At 28.1% G+C, this 4,146-nt stretch carries 5 protein-coding genes; all 5 read right to left on the bottom strand.

Annotated features, from left to right (window positions below):
* A partial coding sequence (locus Q0V15_RS12225; protein WP_297439414.1) for an ABC transporter permease occupies positions 1-817 on the bottom strand: 817 nt, incomplete at its 3' end.
* The gene (locus tag Q0V15_RS12220) at positions 814-1,884 is read right to left on the bottom strand and encodes an ABC transporter permease (protein WP_297439412.1); all 1,071 of its coding nucleotides are present in this window, start codon (positions 1,882-1,884) and stop codon (positions 814-816) included. The genes Q0V15_RS12220 and Q0V15_RS12225, both read right to left, overlap by 4 nt.
* Before the next feature lie 13 nt (positions 1,885-1,897).
* A complete protein-coding gene (locus tag Q0V15_RS12215) occupies positions 1,898-2,833 on the bottom strand; it encodes an ABC transporter ATP-binding protein (protein WP_297439410.1) in 936 nt (311 codons plus the stop codon).
* 88 nt (positions 2,834-2,921) lie between these two features.
* Positions 2,922-3,566 (bottom strand): response regulator transcription factor, encoded by a 645-nt coding sequence (locus tag Q0V15_RS12210; RefSeq protein ID WP_297439409.1) that lies wholly within the window; start codon positions 3,564-3,566, stop codon positions 2,922-2,924.
* Positions 3,553-4,146, bottom strand: a 594-nt coding sequence (locus Q0V15_RS12205; protein WP_297439407.1) for a sensor histidine kinase, incomplete at its 5' end; no start/stop codon positions are given. The genes Q0V15_RS12210 and Q0V15_RS12205, both read right to left, overlap by 14 nt.

Below are 4,146 nucleotides of genomic sequence, written 5' to 3'. Positions count from 1 at the left end.
CTATTATATCCTTATTTTTAAACCATCTTACAAAAAATACTGTAAGAGAAATTGAGAATAAACTTATAAGTAACATAGCTACTATTCCATTTAACATGCTTACATCATCAAGTAGCTTACTAATTTTCTTACTTCCCACAAAACTTATAACTCCTGATAATGCAAGAAATATAAATGAACCAACAAATAACCCCACCATAATTTTATAATTTTTATTTGCTGTTGAAATTGCTCTTTTTAAAATATTGTTATTTTTCATTTCTAAAATATCAGTTGTTATAACTGTTGAGCCTATAAATATATAATAAGATATTAAAAGACCAATTATTAATCCCATCTTTAATTTATCTTTTTGTACTACTTCTGCCTTTATAGAACTCCCTGTATATTCTGAAAACTTTTCATTCTGTGCATCAAGTTTTATAGCTGAGTCTATTTCCATTGCTAAAAATTTATTATTTTGACTTTCTTTGAGTTCTTTAATTTTTACACTTGGTAATTCTCCTTTTGAAATAGCTTCCCCATATCCTTTATCTAAAGTCATCAAAATACCTGCACTACCACTTTCAAAATCAGGGTTTTCAAATTCCTTCTTTGTTATTACTTCTATATCAAACTCTTGACTTAAATCCTCTAAAAATTCTTCTGATACCTTAGTCTTGTCATTATCAATTGTAATTATTTTCAATCCCTGCTCACTAGTTAATAAAAAATTCATGCCTATAGCTACTATTATTGGTAATGCAACTACCATTGAAATCATTGTTGGATTTTTAAGATACCTTTTTATATTTACATATATAAACCTTGAAATCATTGCATAACCACCTTCTTATATTTTACTCTTAATACTGTTATTATATTTATTACAATAGCTGCAAATATTACAATACTAACATTTTGTAATATTACTCCTACTCCTGCACCTCCACTACTTAAATTAAACATTTTAGTTATATATGCAAACGGATTTAATTTTGTTATTTTTTCAATAATTCCACCTACATCTGAATAACTGCTTAGCATAGTTATCATCATAATCGGCATTGTTATTGTCATACCTGTATCATGTGAAAACATGCATTTAAAAAACATACTAGCACTTGCAGCCAAAATTGTTGTTCCCAGTCCCATTAATATAAGTTCTACTACACTTCCTGTAAATGCAACTCCCCATATTCTAAATACAGTTATATAAACTGCTATTATAAGAGCAAATTCTAATCCATCTTTTAGGACCTCATATAAAATAAGAGTATTTTTTGATTTTGGCATTGCTGTTTTTCTCTCTATTATTTCTTTGAAATTTTTATTCTTTTTACCTTGTACTTTAGTTAATAAAAATGTTCCTACTAAAAATCCTACAAAAGATACTATCATATCACCTTTTGCATTTCCTTTTTTATCTTTTGAGCTACTAAACTCCTCAAACTTTATTGCCAAACTTGTAACATCATTAAATGCCTCTTCTCCATTTCCACCATTCATACCAATATAAAGTGATTTATGATACATATCTAGTATATTTTTTATCTTTGAACCATTTGACATTACTTTTCCTTCTTCATTTAGTATTAGCTTATAATTTTCACCATCAGTTATTGAATTTTCATAACCTTTTTCAATTATAAGACTTAAACTATTATCTTTTATAACTTTTATATTATTCCCCTCTAAAAACTTTATAAGACTTTTAGATAGCTCTGACTTATCATTATCAACAATCGATAATTCTGTGAACTTCTCCACTTTGTCAAAAGTACTATAGCCTCCTCCCATAGATGATAAAACTATTGGAAATACTAAATACATCATTATCATTAATGGTAGGGTTTTCATTATTTCTTTAAGTCCTATTTTTAAAATAGTTATTGTATTTTTCAAAGTTATCCCCTCCTTAATCTCTTAGCGTACTTCCTGTAAGCTCTATAAATATATCTTCAAGTTTTTCTTCAATATAATTTATCTTTTCAATAATAATTCCATACTCATCACAAACTTTTAAAATACTTGTTATATTAAAATCATCTGATACTATTAATTTAATCTTTTTATTCTCATCAGAAACTTTTATAACTCCAGCAAGTGATTCAATATTCTTTATAAAATCATTCGTTATTTTATTTGCACAAATTTTTATATTTTTATTTTTTGAGAATGTAGAAAGAATATCTTGCTTTGTTCCTGATGCTATTTCTTTTCCTTTATCCATAATGAATAATTTATCACAAAGTTCCTCAACCTCTTCCATATAGTGAGAAGTATATAAAACTGTTGTTCCCCATTTTTTTGCTACATTTTTTATAAAGTTAAATATATGATTTCTTGACTGTACATCTACACCAACTGTTGGTTCATCAAGTATTAAAAATTTTGGATGATGCAATATTCCAATTGCCATGTTAAGTCTTCTCTTCATTCCACCTGAAAATTTTGCTACCTTTTTCTTCTTTGTATCTGTAAGTCCTGTAAGCTCTAATGCTTCTTGTATTCTTTCTTTTAAAAGCTTTCCTGAAAGACCATAAAATGCTCCAAAGTATTCAAGATTATCATAGGCATTTAAACTTTCCATTATAGCAAGGTCTTGCATTACATATCCTATACAAGCCTTTGCTTTTAAATCTTCTTTCTCTATATCAAAGCCACAAATCTCTACATTTCCACCATCTGCTCCAAGTATTCCTGTTACTATATTTAGCATTGTAGATTTACCAGCTCCATTTGGTCCTATAAACCCAAAAACTTCACCCTCTTCTATTTCTAAGCTAATATTATCTAAAACTATTTTATCTTTAAATCTCTTTGTTACATTGCTAATTTTTAAAACTGACATTTAAAAACCCCCTTAATCTATCTTACAATATTATTGTATTATAAATTAAAGGGGCTACCTACCACTCAAAGTAACTATCTAAAGTGACCTAAGTCACGATTTTATTTTTAAAAGCAAAAATTGCTATCTGCGTCCTATCTCTAAGTTCAAGCTTTGATAGTATATTTGTTATATTATTTTTTATAGTTCCCTCTGACAAGAAAAGTTCTCCTGCAACTTCTTTATTAGTAAGTCCATCAGCTATCCCTTTTATAATATTTATCTCTTTCTCTGTCAAATTAAACTTATCTATATTACACTTCTCTTCTTCATCAATACCTTTATGAATTATTTTTTCTGCCATCTCATGATTTATAATCATATTTCCACTTACAGCAGACTTTATCCCCTCATATATTACCTCTGGTGAACTATCTTTTAAGAGATATCCATATGCACCATATTTAAAAGCACTATTTATATATTCACTATCCTTAAATGTAGTTAAAATAATAACTTTTATATTGCTAAACTGTTCTTTTATAATTCTTGTTCCTTGAACTCCATCACACTTTGCCATTCTTATATCCATTAAAACTATATCAACACTTTTATTATTACAAATTTCAAGTGCCTCATATCCATCTTGTGCTTTCCCTACAATTTCAATATCAGGAAAAGTTGCAAGCATCATAGCAAGGCCCTCTCTTATAAGCCTTTCATCATCTGTAATTAATAATTTAATCTTCTCCATATATACCCCCATAGCTTCTTGGAATAATTATTTTAATAAACATCCCATCATTAACTTTAGATTTCATAAATACACTTCCGTTTATCTCTTGTATTCTCTCTCTAATACTTTTAAGTCCTACCCCTGTTTCTTTTATTTCTTCTATTCCAATTCCATTATCCTTAAATGTCATTAGAAGTTCATCTTCATAAAACTTAAATACAATCTGTATCTTACTTGCATTACTATACTTTACAGCATTAGATAATATTTCTTTGCAAGTTCCATAAATATTAACTATCTGCTTCCCCTCAAAAGTCCATTTTTCTCCAAGTATAGTAAGTCTTATATCTATTCCTGAAAACTTTTCTATATTTTTACAAAGCTCTGAAATTCTAATAATACCTTCAATATCTGAATATTCATCTGGTTTTAACTCTCTTATAGCTACTTTAACCTCATTAAAACTACTAGATACAAAGTTCCTAAGTTCTCCTGCCATCTCTCCTAGTGGATTATCTGTTATTTTTCCAACTCTCTCCATAGCAGCAAGTTGTATCATTGTTGTTGATAAAACATGACCAACTCCATCATGTACTTC

Source organism: uncultured Clostridium sp. (assembly GCF_947036855.1).
Taxonomy (GTDB): domain Bacteria; phylum Bacillota; class Clostridia; order Clostridiales; family Clostridiaceae; genus Sarcina.
Note: the sequence above shows the minus strand (reverse complement) of the source record. Positions and strands in the feature narration are given on the sequence as shown.